The sequence below is a fragment of the Aurantimonas aggregata genome (assembly GCF_010500835.1).
Taxonomy (GTDB): domain Bacteria; phylum Pseudomonadota; class Alphaproteobacteria; order Rhizobiales; family Rhizobiaceae; genus Aurantimonas; species Aurantimonas aggregata.
Genome location: NZ_JAAAMJ010000011.1, coordinates 112,293 through 126,292, shown reverse-complemented (window position 1 = coordinate 126,292; position 14,000 = coordinate 112,293). Strand labels below are relative to the sequence as shown.

At 66.4% G+C, this 14,000-nt stretch carries 11 protein-coding genes; 3 read left to right on the top strand and 8 right to left on the bottom strand.

Annotated elements, in window-relative coordinates; all coding sequences use genetic code 11:
- Nucleotides 1-31 precede the first annotated feature (31 nt).
- On the bottom strand, nucleotides 32-1,120 hold the full coding sequence (locus GTW51_RS14690) for an FAD-binding oxidoreductase (RefSeq protein WP_163044769.1): 1,089 nt from the start codon (nucleotides 1,118-1,120) through the stop codon (nucleotides 32-34).
- Complete coding sequence (locus GTW51_RS14685) at nucleotides 1,110-2,363, bottom strand: aromatic ring-hydroxylating oxygenase subunit alpha (RefSeq protein WP_163044768.1); 1,254 nt, start codon at nucleotides 2,361-2,363, stop codon at nucleotides 1,110-1,112. Before GTW51_RS14685 ends, GTW51_RS14690 begins: the two co-directional genes overlap by 11 nt.
- 125 nt (nucleotides 2,364-2,488) lie before the next feature.
- Between GTW51_RS14685 and GTW51_RS14680 the strand changes: the two genes are divergently transcribed.
- Nucleotides 2,489-3,433, top strand: a complete 945-nt coding sequence (locus GTW51_RS14680) for a LysR substrate-binding domain-containing protein (protein WP_163044799.1) — start codon at nucleotides 2,489-2,491, stop codon at nucleotides 3,431-3,433.
- A gap of 66 nt (nucleotides 3,434-3,499) precedes the next feature.
- Entirely contained in the window at nucleotides 3,500-3,772 is a 273-nt protein-coding gene (locus GTW51_RS14675) for a GNAT family N-acetyltransferase (protein WP_246233147.1), read from the top strand.
- Here the strand turns inward: GTW51_RS14675 and GTW51_RS14670 are convergent.
- The 6 genes from GTW51_RS14670 to GTW51_RS14645 all read right to left on the bottom strand — a co-directional run bounded on the left by GTW51_RS14670 (nucleotide 3,708) and on the right by GTW51_RS14645 (nucleotide 12,564).
- Complete coding sequence (locus GTW51_RS14670; protein WP_163044767.1) at nucleotides 3,708-4,337, bottom strand: TetR/AcrR family transcriptional regulator; 630 nt, start codon at nucleotides 4,335-4,337, stop codon at nucleotides 3,708-3,710. The genes GTW51_RS14675 and GTW51_RS14670 overlap by 65 nt on opposite strands.
- Before the next feature lie 118 nt (nucleotides 4,338-4,455).
- On the bottom strand, nucleotides 4,456-7,635 hold the full coding sequence (locus GTW51_RS14665; protein WP_163044766.1) for a multidrug efflux RND transporter permease subunit: 3,180 nt from the start codon (nucleotides 7,633-7,635) through the stop codon (nucleotides 4,456-4,458).
- Nucleotides 7,636-7,784: 149 nt separating this feature from the next.
- Nucleotides 7,785-8,975: an efflux RND transporter periplasmic adaptor subunit gene (locus GTW51_RS14660; protein ID WP_163044765.1), complete on the bottom strand. Its 1,191-nt coding sequence runs from the start codon at nucleotides 8,973-8,975 to the stop codon at nucleotides 7,785-7,787.
- Nucleotides 8,976-9,209: 234 nt separating this feature from the next.
- A complete protein-coding gene (locus GTW51_RS14655) occupies nucleotides 9,210-9,503 on the bottom strand; it encodes a hypothetical protein (protein WP_163044764.1) in 294 nt (97 codons plus the stop codon).
- 478 nt (nucleotides 9,504-9,981) lie between these two features.
- Nucleotides 9,982-11,637 carry an acetolactate synthase large subunit gene (locus GTW51_RS14650; RefSeq protein ID WP_163044763.1) on the bottom strand — a complete coding sequence of 552 codons (1,656 nt, stop codon included), beginning with the start codon at nucleotides 11,635-11,637 and terminating at the stop codon, nucleotides 9,982-9,984.
- 84 nt (nucleotides 11,638-11,721) lie between these two features.
- Complete coding sequence (locus GTW51_RS14645) at nucleotides 11,722-12,564, bottom strand: LysR family transcriptional regulator (RefSeq protein ID WP_203566091.1); 843 nt, start codon at nucleotides 12,562-12,564, stop codon at nucleotides 11,722-11,724.
- Between the two features lie 98 nt (nucleotides 12,565-12,662).
- Here GTW51_RS14645 and GTW51_RS14640 point away from each other — a divergent pair, with 98 nt between their 5' ends.
- A complete protein-coding gene (locus GTW51_RS14640) occupies nucleotides 12,663-13,976 on the top strand; it encodes an aspartate aminotransferase family protein (protein ID WP_163044796.1) in 1,314 nt (437 codons plus the stop codon).
- The last annotated feature ends 24 nt before the right edge of the window (nucleotides 13,977-14,000 follow it).

Below are 14,000 nucleotides of genomic sequence, written 5' to 3'. Positions count from 1 at the left end.
GTCGTCGTGACGGCCGGCCGGCGGAGTATCGCTAGCGCTCGATCACCATGTCGCTGAGCGGCTTCGAGCAGCAGGGCAGGAAGAAGCCGGCGTCGATCTCGCGCTGGCGAATGCCGCCGCCATGCGTCATGTCGACCGAGCCGCTCGTCAGCTTCGACTTGCACGTGCCGCAAAGACCGTTCGCGCAGGAGGACGGCAGCTTCACCCCCGCCTTCCGGGCCGCGGCCAGGACCGTCTGATCGGCCAGCACGTCGATCGTCCGAGACTGCTTCGAAAAGGTCACGCTGAAAGTCTTGTCCGAAACGGTTTCCGCGATCGGCGCCGGGGCCTCCTCGATCACCGCCGCGTCGAAGCTTTCCTCAAGATAGTTCGCAGCTGGCACCCCCAACGCTGCGGCGATCCGTCGGGCCTCGGCCATGAAGGGAGCCGGACCGCAGCACATCACCCGTCGCTCGGCGATGTCGGGCACTGCCAGCGACAAGTATTCCGTCGAGATCCGCCCGGTCAGGCCGTGCCATCCCCGCTCGTTGGCGACGTCCTCGGGCAGGAAATGCAGTCGGAAACCGTCGAGTTGACCTGCAATCAAACCAAGCTCTTCCCGGAAGATCAGGTCCTTCGGGGTCCTGCCGGCGTGCAGGAAGACGACATCGCCCGGTTCGCCCCGATCGGCCATTTCCCTGGCCATCGACATGACCGGGGTAATGCCCGAGCCGGCCGACAGGAGCAGGAGCTTGGGGACCCGCGAAGCAGGCAGGGTAAACTGGCCGAGCGGGCCGACGGCCTTCATCCGGGTTCCCGGCGCGAGATTGTCGTGGAGCCAGTTCGACACGACGCCGCCCGCCACGCGCTTCACCGTGATCGAAACCGCGTCACGCCTCATGGGCGACGAGGAGATGCTGTAGCAGCGGCTGTGGCGCTCCATGCCGATCGACACCTCGATCGTGAAGAACTGCCCGGCGCCGAACGCGAAGTGCTTGCCTGCCGGCGAGACGAAGGTGAACGTCTTCACGTCGTGCGTTTCCGCCCGCACGTCGACGCAGTCGAGTTCGCAATCAACCTCGCGATCCCAGGATAGGCGTTCGACCGTCTCGCCCGTCGCGACGAGTGCGTCAGTAGCCATGGGCGCGCAGACGCTCGATGTACCAGGTGACGAAATTGTCCAGCTGTCCCTCGGTGAAGGTCGAGTAGGGGCCTGGCTCGTAGGCGGGATCGGCGATGCCGGCATGCGACCGTTCGACCAGCGCGGAATCCTGGTCCGTCGTCGCCAGCCAGACGCTGGTCAGCTTGTCGAGATCGTAGTCGACGCCCTCCACGGCGTCCTGGTGGACCAGCCACTTGGTCCGCACCAGCGTTCGATCGGCGGCGAGGGGAACGATCGTGATGACGACCGCGTGGTCGCCCATGAAGTGGTTCCAGGAATTGTGGCCCCACAGATGGGTGTCGCCCGCGTCCTTGCGCGTCATCGTGCCGAGCAGCCTGGCCGACGCGGCGGTGGCGTCGGGGGTCTGCGACTCGCCCGCGCCGGCGATGATCAGGCGCTGCGTGCGGAAATTCGTGGTGTTACCGGCGAGTTGCTCGATGGCGGCGGAGGGATAGCCGTCGGCTTCCCATTCCCGCGTGCGCGCGTCGTACAGCGCCTGATGCCGCTCGGCCTCTTCGCGATCCTCGGGGCTGAGACTCGCCGGGTCGAAGCCGAAGTCGAGATCGATGAAGGAGACGCAGAGTTCCGGATGGTTTGCCGAGCAGTGATAGCACTCGCGGTTGTTCTCGATCGTGAGCTTCCAGTTGCCCTTCTCGACGACATCGAACTGAAACGCGACCTTCGCCTGGCGGATGTCGTAGGGAGCGAGACGCGCCTCCATGACGGCCTCCAGCATGGCGACGTCGGCAGGGGGATCGTCCGACAGGCAGACATAGATCAGCCCGCCGATCGACTTGAAGTGGACCGGCTTGAGGCTGCGACAGGATTTGTCGAAGTCCATCCCCATGTGCGGCGCGTGGATCAGTTCGCCGCTGAGCTCGTAGGTCCACTGGTGGTAGGGGCAGACAAGTTTCGAGACGATGGACCGACCCTCGTCGAGCAGGCGGGCGCCGCGATGGCGGCACGAATTGCGAATGACCCGGATTTCCCCGTCGTCGTCCCGCAGCAGGATCAGACTGGCGCTGCCGATCTCGAGCGTCACCGCATCGCCGGGCTCTGGAACGTCGCACTCGAGACCGACCTGGATCCAGTGCCGATGGAAGAAGACGTCGAGATCGGCGGCGAAGACATCGTCCCGCGTATAGAGCCCGGCGGGCAGCGAGTGCCCTTCGGTCCGCGAGTCGAGGAGGGCGGAGATGGACGAGGGGAGCCGGTTCAGCATGGGATTACCTGATGGAGGGCATGCCGGATGATGGGCCTCCAAGCATCACTGCTTCAACGGCAGAAAGTTGCAAGCTTCGCATAACGTCATGTTATGGAAGAAGGTCTCGGTCGAGGGCTCGCGAAATGCAGTTCCGGAAGAATATCCCGTCGCTCACGGCGCTCGTGGCGGTGGAGGCGGTCATCAGGCGCAGAAGCTTCACGGCGGCCGCGCAGGAGCTCAACGTGACCCAGGCCGCGGTCAGCCGGCAGATCGCTGCGCTCGAGAAGGATTTCGGCACCATCCTCTTCGTTCGCGGTCACCGCTCGATCGAGCCGACGGCGGCCTGCCTCGCGTTGGGAAACATCCTCACGGACAGCTTCGCGCGGATGGCCGAAGGCGTCGACGCGCTCAGGTCTTCGAGGGAGAACGAGGTCGTCACCATTGGTGCAAGCCTCGCCTTCTCGGCGTTGTGGTTGCTGCCGCGGCTCGGCGAGTTTCGCCAGTCCTATCCCGACGTGCAGATCCGGGTCATCTCGCAGGACAGCAGGATCAATCTCGACGGTGGGGAGGTCGACATCGCGGTTCGCTACGGCCTGCCTCCCTTTGGCGACGGAACGGTGCTCGCTTCCTGCGGGGACGCCATCTTTCCGATCTGCTCGCCGGATTATTTCCGAAGGCTCCCGGAAGGGGACTTCTGGAACTCGTCCTACGACCAGATCGAGACCGACCAGCCGGACAAGACCTGGTATAGCTGGCACGATTGGTTTGCCGGCGTGGGGCATCCCATGGCGAGCCGAAGGCCCTCACTGCGGTTCAGTCACTACACGGAGACAATCGCCGCGGCGCGCGCAGGCCAAGGTGTCGCGCTCGGATGGAGCACGCTCGTCGATGCCTTCATAAAGGACGGAACGCTCGTCCGCATCGGCCATGCGGCCGTGGTACCGCCGGGGCTCTACAACGTCATGGTGCCGCTGAAAGCGAGGCGCAAAGGCGTCTGGGATCTTGCGGCGGGGTGGATGACGGGTGCGCTTCACGATCAAGCCCTTGTTGAGGAGGTTCATACGTTCGGGTCGAAATCGATCGGGTAGGAGGGAGAGATACAGCCGGGCGGCAAGGGGCTGATCATCATCGATCATACGGAAGCCCCGGCAGCTTTGCGTGGCCGCAAGATCGGCGAGCGACTGGTGCGGCAGGCCATTGAGGATGCCCGTCGTGAAGATATCGCCATCGTTCCGCTCTGCCCGTTCGCCGAAGCGCAGATCGACCGTCACCGCGAATGGCAGACGAATGGCAGGACGTGCTGCGTCGGTCATAGGCCGATGTCGGTGAAGTCCGTTCGATCGCATCGATCTTGGCTACGCCTCAGGCCGCGCAGATGTCCGGTGCGGCGACCGTCTCGTCCAGCTTGCCGGGCCATGATTCCATGAACTGCCGGACGACCTTCTGAAGCTGCTCGGGCCTGGCGCCGCCATTGGCCTGCACCACGAGACCGTTGGCGACGGTTATGACATAGCTGCCGAGGCTGTCGGTGTCGGTATCGCCGGGGAGGTCGCCCTCCGCCTTCCAGCGCTCCAGCCGTTCGCAGAGCCGCTGCAGGTTGGAAAACCGGCGCGCCTGAAGATCGTCCTTGACCGAGTCGCCTTCCGGGCTGCAGACCAGCGCGCCCTGAACCATCAGGCAGCCGGTGGGCGTCCCGTCGGGTGATTCCGCGCCGGTAAACAGCATCAGGAACCCTTCGATGGCGCGCCGGGACGAAGGCTGGTTCAGGATCGTGTCGAGATAGGCGACGCGCTTGTCGGCGTAGCGATCGACAGCCTTCCGGAACAGCTCTTCCTTGTTGCCGAAGGCGGCGTAGAGGCTGGGCTTGGTGATGCCCATTGCCTCGATGAGGTCGGCCAGCGAGGTGCCCTCGTAGCCCTGTCGCCAGAATAGGAGAACTGCCTTGTCGAGCGCCTCGTCGACATCGAACTCTCTGGGACGTCCTCTGGCCATGTCGCTTTTTCCCGGTCCTCATACTCTATGCCGTTCTTAGCCATCATATGGGGATTATCCGGGTTTTTTCAAAGCGTAACGGGGCGTCGAGGCGCCGCCCGCATCGACGGAAGGCGCCTCATGGATGGACCACGGCCGCCGCCTCCGGCTTCGCCCCGTCGACCCGCGCCAGCGGCCGCCCGCCGGAGAGCTTGCGCACCAGCACGTAGAACACCGGCGTCAGGAAGATCCCGAAGACGGTGACCCCCAGCATACCGGCAAACACCGCGACGCCCATCGCCGCGCGCATCTCGGCGCCGGGGCCCGTCGACAGAACCAGCGGCACGACGCCCATGATGAAGGCGATCGAGGTCATCAGGATGGGGCGCAGCCGCAGCCGGCTCGCCTCCACCGCCGCCTGCCGGGTCGCCATGCCGGAAATCTCCAGGTCGCGGGCGAATTCGACGATCAGGATGGCGTTCTTCACGGACAGGCCGACCAGCACGATGAATCCGATCTGCGTGAAGATGTTGTTGTCGCCCTGGTCGAGCCAGACGCCGACCAGCGCGGCGAGGATCCCCGTCGGCACGATCATGATGATCGCGAAGGGCAGCGTCAGGCTTTCGTACTGGGCCGCCAGCACCAGGAAGACCAGGAGCACGGCTAGCGGGAAGACGATCAGGCCGGAATTCCCGGCGATGATCTGCTGGTAGGTGAGGTCCGTCCACTCGAAGCCGACGCCCTTCGGCAGCGTCTCGGCCGCGACGCGCTCGACGGCGGCCTGCGCCTCGCCGGACGAATAGCCGGGCGCCGGGCCGCCATTGATGTCGGCGGCGAGGAAGCCGTTGTAGCGGCTCGCCAGTTCCGGCCCGGCCGACGGCTTCACCGTCATCAGCGCCGAAAGCGGCACCATCGCGCCGTTCGACGAGCGCACCCTCAGGCGGGCGATGTCGTCGGGCTGGCTGCGACTGCCGGCATCGGCCTGCACCCGCACCGAGTAGGTGCGGCCAAAGGCGTTGAAGTCGTTGACGTAGAGCGAGCCGAGATAGATCTGCAACGTGTCGAAGACGTCCGTCACCGAAACGCCCAGCTGATGCGCCTTGGTGCGGTCGAGATCGGCGAAGAGCTGCGGCACGTTGATCCGATAGCTCGAGAACATGCCGGCGAGTTCAGGCGTCGCGCGCGCCTTCGCCAGGAAATCGTTCGTCGCCTGGTTCAGCGCCTCGTAGCCGAGGCCGGCGCGGTCCTGGAGCTGCAGCTTGAAGCCGCCGATCGTGCCGAGACCCTGGACGGGCGGTGGCGGGAAGACGGCGATCGTGGCTTCCCGGATGCCGGCAAATTTCTGGTTGAGCGAGCCGGCGATGGCGCCGCCGGGCAGGCCCTCGCGTTCTTCGAACGGGGATTCGGTGACGAAGACGACACCGGCGCTGGGACTGTTGGTGAAGCCGTTGATCGACAGGCCCGGAAAGGCGACCGTGCTGCTGGCGCCGGGCTCGTCGAGCGCGATGTCGCTCATCTCCCGGATGACGTCTTCCGTCCGATCGAGGCTGGCGCCGTCGGGAAGCTGGGCGAAGCCGACGAGATAGCCCTTGTCCTGCGCCGGCACGAATCCGCCGGGCACTTGGTTGAACATGAAGACGGTCGCCCCGACGAGGGCGAAATAGACGCCCATGACGATCGTCTTTCTCGAGAACAATCGCCCGACCGAATTGCCGTAGGCCCGCGAGCCGGAGTTGAAGGCGCGGTTGAAGCCGCGGAAGAACCAGCCGAAGACGAAGTCCATCCCCCGCGTCAGCCGGTCCTTCGGCGCGTCGTGCCCCTTCAGGAGGAGAGCCGCGAGCGCCGGCGAGAGTGTCAGCGAATTGATCGCCGAGATCACGGTCGAGATGGCGATCGTGACGGCGAACTGGCGATAGAACTGCCCGGTGAGCCCCGAGATGAAGGCGAGCGGGACGAAGACCGCGACCAGAACCAGCGCGATCGCGATGATCGGGCCGGAAACCTCGCGCATCGCCTTGTAGGTCGCCTCGCGGGGGGCGAGGCCCTCCTCGATGTTGCGCTCGACATTCTCGACCACGACGATCGCGTCGTCGACGACGATGCCGATCGCCAGCACCAGTCCGAACAGGCTGAGCGCGTTGATCGAGAAGCCGAGCACGTAGAGCGCGCCGAACGTGCCGATGATCGAGACCGGGACGGCGATCAGCGGGATGATCGAGGCGCGCCAGGTCTGCAGGAATACGATGACGACGAGAACGACGAGGATCACGGCCTCGAGCAGCGTATGCACCACGGCCTCGATCGAGGCGCGCACGAACTGGGTCGTGTCGTAGACGATCTCGTACTCGACCCCTTCCGGCATGTTGGCCTGCAGCTCGTCCATCGTCGCGCGGATCGCGTCGGAGACGCCGATCGCGTTGGAGCCCGGCGACTGGAAGATCGGCAAGGCGACGGCCGGCTCGCTGCTGAGAAGCGAGCGCAGCGAATAGCTGGAGACGCCGAGTTCGACCCGGGCGACGTCGCGCAGCCGCACGACGGCACCGTTCGGGGCGGTCTTGACGATGATGTCGCCGAAGGCCTCGGGCGTGTTCAGTCGGCCTTGCGCGTTGACGGAAAGCTGCAGCTCGATGCCGCCGTTCGTCGGCGGCGCGCCGATCTGGCCGGCCGCGGCCTGGACGTTCTGCTCGCGGATGGCGGCCACCACGTCGCTCGCCGACAGGCCCTCCTCGGCGACCTTCTGCGGATCGAGCCAGACTCGCATCGCATAGTCGCCCGAGCCAAAGACCTGGACGTCGCCGACGCCGGTGATCTGCGCCAACCTGTCCTTGACGTTGATGACCGCGTAGTTCCGAAGATACTTGATATCGTAACGGCCGTCCGGCGAGACGAGATGCACCACCATCATCAGGTCGGGCGAGCTCTTGGTCGTCGAGATGCCGAGCGAGCGGACCTCTTCCGGCAGCCGGGGTTCGGCCTGGCTGACGCGGTTCTGGACGAGCTGCTGGGCCTGGTCGGGATCGGTGCCAAGGGCGAAGGTGACGGTGAGCGTCAGCGCTCCGTCGGCGGTCGCCTGGCTGGACATGTAGAGCATGCCCTCGACGCCGTTGATCTCCTCCTCGATCGGCGTCGCGACCGTCTCGGCGATGACCGTCGGGTTGGCGCCGGGATATTGGGCGCGCACCACGATCGAGGGCGGCACGACCTCGGGATATTCGGAGATCGGCAGCGCCTGCATGCCGAGCAGGCCGCCGATCAGGATGAAGACCGACAGCACGCCCGCGAACACCGGGCGATCGATGAAGAAATTCGAGATGTTCACGGGGATCTCTCCGTTCGCCGGCAGGGGCGTTTCGGCGGCAAGGCGCCCGGCAGGGCGGGCGTCACGACGGCAGGCGGATCATGGATGGCATCAAGGGGACGGGCGGCCCGGCTCGGGGGGAGAGCCGGGCCGCCCTCGACCGTCGCAACCTACTCGGCAGAAGCCAGCGCGACGGGTTCGGGATCGACGAGCGTGCCGGGGGTCAGGGACTGGAGCCCTTCGACGACGATCTGCTCGCCGGGCTTCAGGCCGTCTTCGACCACGCGCAGTCCGTCGACGGAGGCACCCAGTTGAATGGTGCGGTACTCGACCTTCTTGTCGCTGCCGACGACGAGGACGTATTTGCGGTCCTGGTCGGTGCCGACGGCCCGCTCGCTGATCAGCAGCCTGTTCTGTGGCCTCGGTTGTCCGAGCCGGATACGGACGAATTCGCCGGGGATGAGCGCACCGTTCGGATTGTCGAGCGAGGCCCGGATCCGCAAGGTGCCGCTCTGCGGGTCGACCTCGTTGCCGATGAGCTGCACGTGGCCGCGCACGGCCGGCTGGGTTCCCTGGGAGTCGAACCGCTGCACTTCCACCGGGATGTCGCCATAGGCGGGAAGCGGGCCGTCCTGGTCGGGCAGGGCGGATAGGATCTCGGCCACATCGCCGGCATTCACGTCGAATCCGGCATAGATTGGATCGACAGACACCACCGTCGTCAGAACGGCGGACGAGAGCCCCGCTGCCACGAGATTGCCTGCGGTGACCTCGATCTGGCCAATTCGGCCATCGATCGGCGTCCGGACCTCGGTGTAGCCGAGGTCGAGTTCGGCGGTCCTCAGCGCGGCCTTCGCCGCATCGGCGCTGGCGACCGCCTGGGCGGCGGCGCTGGAACGCTGGTCGAGCGTACTCTGCGACACGGTGCGGGAGGTCACGAGCTGCTCGGCGCGGCCGACTTCGAGCGCCGCGAGGTCGACCTCGGCCTCGGCCGCCTCGACATCGGCGCGCGCCCTTGCGACGGCGGCCTGGTAGGGTGCCTGATCGATGGTGGCGATGAGATCGCCCGCCTTCACGAGCGCGCCTTCACGGAAATGAAAGGACTGGATCGCGCCGCCGACGCGCGGCCTGATCTCGACCCGGCCGACCGCTTCCAGCCGCCCGGAATATTCCCGCCAAAGCGTCACCGATCGTGGTGTCACCGCAGTGACCGGAACCTTCACCGCCTCGGGAGCCGTGGCTGCCGCTTCAACGGCGGCGGCACGTCCCGTTTCGTTCAAGGCCGCAGTCGTGGCGCCCACGGCGATGGCGACCGCCAGGCTGGAACTCCAGAAGAGCTGCCAAAAGTTCGTCTGTCTCATCGGGATGCCTCGTCAGGGAAGGTAAGGAGCCGGCGCGGTCGGCGTGACCGTCGCTTTCAGGGATATCGGAGGTGTCTGCGCCGCATTCGCACCGCCGGACACCTGCCCAGGCCACCGGGCGCATAGGTCCCATGCGCCCGGTATCTCTGATTCATCGAGGCGGCACGGGCGGACCCCGTGCGCGGCAGGTCGCCGTCCGGACATCGGCCCAGGCCTCAGTCCGGGACAGGCGGTCTACTGACTGATACGACGCTGCACGCTTGCGCGGGCGGCCTCATCGGCCTGCCTGAGGGAGGCATCGGAGCCCGGAATGACGACCGTGGTGCGCTCAGCTGCTGGATAGCCGAAGGTCGTGTTCCGAACTGTCGACGGGGCAGCTGCGTCCGGATAGCCGGCCGCAACTTTCAGCCGCTCCGTGTAACCATTGGCGCGGCTCGTCGCGTCTGAGCCCGGCACGTACTGCGCCGAAGCGAGGGTCGAGCCGAACAGCACGAGTGCGACGGCGCTGGTTGTGATAATGCTGATCATTGTCCTGTCCTTTAACGTTCGTGCCGCGCTTCTCGCGGCCTGACCGGTGAAATCTGTACCGATCGGTAGGCAGCAGATGGATGCCGGCTTCGTGCGGTTCAAGGGTCACTATAACGATTGGTATAGAAATTTTTCTGCCGTCGCCTCGGACGGCTTCCAGGCGGGAGCCCCAGACGTATCGCCTGGCCGAGCAGAGGGAGGACGCCTCGCCGCGGAGGGTTCGGCGCGCTGGCACGCATCCTCATGCCGCACGGCCGTATCGGTGACCGGCAACGGGTCATCGCCCTGCGCCGGCCTCGGCAATGGAGCCACTACCCAGGCGCGGTCGGGCTGGCGGCGTTAGCATTCCATCGGAATGGACGGTTTGCCGGAAACGGGCCCGGCTTCGAGAAGGCTGGATTGTCGGGGCGACCGCTGCCGATCAGACCCGTTTGCATCGGACGTGGGCTACGACTGGAAGAACGGCGATCCGGCCGGATCAGGCGAGCTTGATGTCCGGACTACGGTTCCGCAATTCCTCCACGAGCACCCTCGTGTTCTCGGCATAATCGATGGGAACCTCGACGAGGTGGACGCCGCCGCCGGCGAAAGCGGCTTCCAGCGTCGGGACGAGGTCGTCGACCGACGCGACCCGCGAGCCCTTGGAGCCATAGGCCTCCGCGTACCGCACGAAGTCGGGATTGCCGAAGGTCAGCCCGAAATCGGGGAAGTCGTCGACCGACTGCTTCCAGCGGATCATGCCGTAGCCGTTGTCGTTCAGGATCACGACGACGAGGTTCAGGCCGAGCCGGACCGCCGTCTCCATCTCCTGCGAATTCATCATGAAGCCGCCGTCGCCGCAGATCGCCATGACGCGGCGCCCGGGATACAGCATCGCCGCCATCATCGCCGAGGGAAGCCCGGCGCCCATCGTCGCCAGCGCGTTGTCGAGCAGCAGCGTGTTGGCGACATGGGTGCGGTAGTTTCGGGCGAACCAGATCTTGTACATGCCGTTGTCGAGGCAGACGATTCCGTCCTCCGGCATGACGTTGCGCACGTCGTGGACGATACGCTGCGGCGTGATCGGGAAGCGGTCCTCCTCGGCGCGGTCGTTGATCCTCGACAGGATCGTCTGGCGCAGTTCCAGCATCGAGGGATCGGCGACGAGCCTGCCCTCGAGCCGGTCGGCGAGGCCGGTGACGGTCGCGCCGATGTCGCCGATCACCTCGGCATCGGGATGGTAGACCTGTTCGACCGCGGCGGACTGGTAGCCGATATGGATGACCTTGCAGCCGCCGGCGCTCTTCATCAGGAAAGGCGGCTTCTCGATCGTGTCATGGCCGATGGCAATGATCAGATCGGCATGGTTGATGGCCTGGTGGACGTGGTCTCCCTCGGAGAGCGCCGCTGTTCCCACATAGAGGTTCGAGCCGCCGGTGACGGCGCCCTTGCCCATCTGCGTGTTGAAGAACGGCAGCAAGGTGCGCCGCACGAAGGACGACAGCGTCTCGACGAGATGCGGCCGGTTGCCGGCCGCGCCGATCATCACCAGCGGCCGCCTCGCCGCCAGGATCATCCCTGCCGCCCGGTCCAGGGCTTCACGGGGCGCGATCGGCCGCTCCAGCGGATGGACCGGGATCATCGGGATTGCGTCGGTCTCTTCCGCCGCGACGTCCTCGGGCAGTTCCAGATGCACCGGGCCCGGCCGCTCCTCCGTCGCGACGCGGAAGGCGTCCCGGACCACCGAGGGGATGCTGGCGGCGTTGACGATCTGGCGGGTCATCTTGGTCAGCGGCCTCATCGAGGCGACGACGTCGACAATCTGGAAACGGGCCTGCTTGGCGGTCATGATCGCCTTCTGGCCGGTGATCATGATCATCGGCATGGCGCCGAGATGCGCATAGGCAGCGCCGGTCGACAAATTGAGGGCCCCGGGTCCGAGCGTCGCGATGCAGACGCCCGGCCGGCCGGTCAGCCGGCCATGGGTCGCCGCCATGAACGCCGCCGCCTGCTCGTGCCGCGTCAGGATCAGCCGAATCTTCGACGTGCGCAGCGATTCCAGCACGTCGAGATTCTCTTCGCCGGGAACGCCGAAGATGCAGTCGACGCCTTCGTTCTCCAAAGCGGCGACCAACAGGTCCGAACCCTTGCTCATTCTGCGATCCTCGTGATTGGCGTCTTCGACAAGGTCGGGCGTCCAGCACGTCGAGGCAAGGGCGCCAATGAAGGTCGCGCAGATCTAGAGCGTCGGCAGGACGGCGCGAATGTGCTCGCCCAGCGCCCTGGCCGCGGCCGACTCCTGTGCGCTGGCATAGGCGAGCGCCATGCCGAGCTCGGGCAGCGGCGGAAGATCCTGCGTGATGATCGACAGGTCGCCGGGCACGGCCGCCCGCGTGGTGACGCTGATCGCGTGACCGGAGCGGGTGATCGCGATCAGCCCCGCTAGGCTGTTGCTCGCATAGGCGAGGCGGTAGCGCCGTCCCGCCGACCGCATCGCGTCGGTGGCGGCTCGGTGATCGAGCGTCGACGGCGCGGAAAGCGCCAGCGGCAGGATGTCGTGGCCGAGGATCTCCGGCGCCGGCTGGTTGGCGACCCAGACGAAGCTGTCAGTCCGGATCACCGCGTCGCCGCCTGGATCCGGCGTCGAGATCAGCGCCATCTCCAGCTGGCGCCGGTGCAGCAGTTCGCGCAGGTCCACCGTCGGCGCGCAGACCATGTGCAGCTCGACGTCGGGGTGGTCCCGAAAGAAGCCCTTGAGCAGGCCCGGCACGAAGGCGATCGAATATTCCTCCGGGCAGCCGAATGTGATCGAGCCCCTGAGCCCGGTTCCCGCCATGTCGGAGACCGCCTCGTCATGGCGGCCGAGCAGCGCCTCGGCGTGGACCAGCAGTCGCTCGCCGGTGACGGTGAGGCGCACGCCCGACCCGGTCCGGTGCAGCAGCGGCTGGCCGATCATTTCCTCCAGCCGTCGCATCTGCATGCTCAGCGCCGACTGCGTCCGGCCGATCTGCATCGCCGCAACGCTGATCGAGCCCGTGCGGGCAACGATGGAGAAGCTGCGGAGCAGCTGGAGATCCAACATGATATCGATTCAGTTGATAGCGGATTGAAGTATTATCAATTCGATACGCGAGCGCAATCCGGTCCATCATCGCCGCTGATCGAACGCCGAGGTGAATGATGTCGCTGAACGCCGAACCCGCATTCTGGGAAGCCGCCAACCGGAACCTGACGCGCTATGGCCCGAGTTTCGAGAAGGTGATCATCGAGCGGGCGGAAGGCAGCTTCGTCTACGACGCCGACGGCACCAGGATCCTCGACTTCACCTCCGGCCAGATGAGCGCCGTGCTGGGGCATGGCCATCCCGACATCGTCGCGGCCGTCACCGAGCAGATGGGCAAGGTGGCGCATCTGTTCAGCGGCATGCTGAGCCGCCCGGTGGTGTCGCTCGCCGCGCGTCTTGCCGAGCTGGCGCCGGGGCTGGAGCGAGTGCAACTGCTGACCACCGGCGCGGAGGCCAACGAGGCGGCGCTGCGCATGGCCAAGCTGGTGACCGGCAAGTTTGAGATCGTCGCCTTCGCGCAGAGCTGGCACGGCATGACCGGCGCCGCCGCCTCGGCGACCTACAGCGCCGGCCGCAAGGGCTACGGCCCGGCGACAGCCGGCTCCTTCGCCATTCCGGCGCCGAACAGCTACCGCCCGCGCTTCACCCATGAGGACGGGACGCTCGACTGGCAGAGCGAACTCGACGACGCCTTCGCCCTGGTCGACCAGCAGTCGACCGGCAATCTCGCCGCCTTCATCGCCGAGCCGATCCTTTCGAGCGGCGGCATCCTGGAACTGCCCACGGGCTATCTCGCCGCGCTGAAGCGCAAATGCGAGGAGCGCGGGATGCTGCTGATCCTCGACGAGGCGCAGACCGGCATCGGGCGGACCGGCGACATGTTCGCTTTCCAGCAGGACGGCGTCACACCGGACATCCTGACCCTGTCGAAGACGCTGGGCGCCGGCTTGCCGCTGGCGGCGGTGATGACCACCGCGGCGATCGAGCAGCAGGCGTTCGAGCGGGGGTATCTGTTCTACACCACCCACGCTTCCGACCCGCTGCCGGCCGCCGTCGGGCTCAAGGTTCTCGACGTCGTCGAACGCGATGGCCTCGTCGAGCAGGCGGCGGCCCGCGGCGCTCTCTTGAAACAGGGCCTGCAATCGCTCCAGCAGCGCTTCGAGTGCATCGGCGACGTGCGCGGGCGCGGCCTGCTCCTCGGGCTGGAGATCGTCGCGGACCGGCATCGGAAGACGCCCGGCTTCGAGCTCGGCGCGCGGATCATGGACGAGGCTATGGCGCGGGGCATGAGCATGAACATCGTCAAGCTGCCCGGCATGGGCGGCGTCTTCCGCATCGCGCCGCCGCTCACCGTCTCCGAGGACGAGATCGCCCTCGGCCTCATGATATTGTCGGCATCGATCGATGCTTCCGTCACGGCGACGGGGTGAGCCGGCTGCCGCGCCGAGCTGCCC